The organism is Vibrio sp. 704 (assembly GCF_033339295.1).
Genome location: NZ_JAWOUH010000620.1, coordinates 1 through 622 on the forward strand (window position 1 = coordinate 1; position 622 = coordinate 622).

General features: G+C 43.9%; 1 protein-coding gene and 1 pseudogene. One reads left to right on the forward strand and one right to left on the reverse strand.

All coding sequences use genetic code 11. The features are described from left to right. Window positions 1-230 (forward strand): annotated as a pseudogene (locus tag R7R24_RS28100) (hypothetical protein); the annotation flags it as partial. Window positions 231-247: 17 nt separating this feature from the next. On the opposite strand, the gene R7R24_RS28105 reads toward R7R24_RS28100, so the two are convergent. Then, a partial coding sequence (locus tag R7R24_RS28105) for a DUF4442 domain-containing protein (protein WP_318120358.1) occupies window positions 248-622 on the reverse strand: 375 nt, incomplete at its 5' end.

The following is a 622-nucleotide window of genomic DNA, read 5'->3' on the forward strand; positions in this document are numbered from 1 at the left end:
AGACGTTGAACATCAGTTTGCGCCCGATCATCCGCCTAATGGATAAGAGCTCAAACCGCGTTTATCGTCTAAATGAAGGGCAAGTGACCAAAGAGTCTGTAGAGAAACGTCATTTACTCAATGTGATCGTCAAAGAAGACAACCACACTGATGCGCCCGTTTACTACCGTTGGAAAGTTGTGCTAAACCGCTCGAAAATAGTCTCTAGCGAGAAAATCGAGCTCAATTAAAAACCGGATTCAAACTATTAAGCAGCCTTCTTTGTATGTTGAGCTGCTTTTTTTATGGATAGAGTAAGCGCAAACTCTGCCATCGGCTCCTGACCATGTAGGCTCGGACACAACGCGATGATCTTCACATCACGATTAACACGTGCTCCAGTGGCAATAGTATGGTCTAGCATCTCATCAATGACATGGCCGTCATTACAAACGAAATGAACATCCGCTTCTGGACGTTTTAAAAACTCCGCTTTCACTCCTTTAAATGCTAAAGAAATCGCCTCGCCTTTTTCCTGAGCTTTGCTCATCGCAAGAAAACCACCAGCCACATCAGCACCAACGGTTAATGCACCAAAATACATACTGTTTAGGTGATTCTTTGTTCGTCGTCTAAGTGGAAT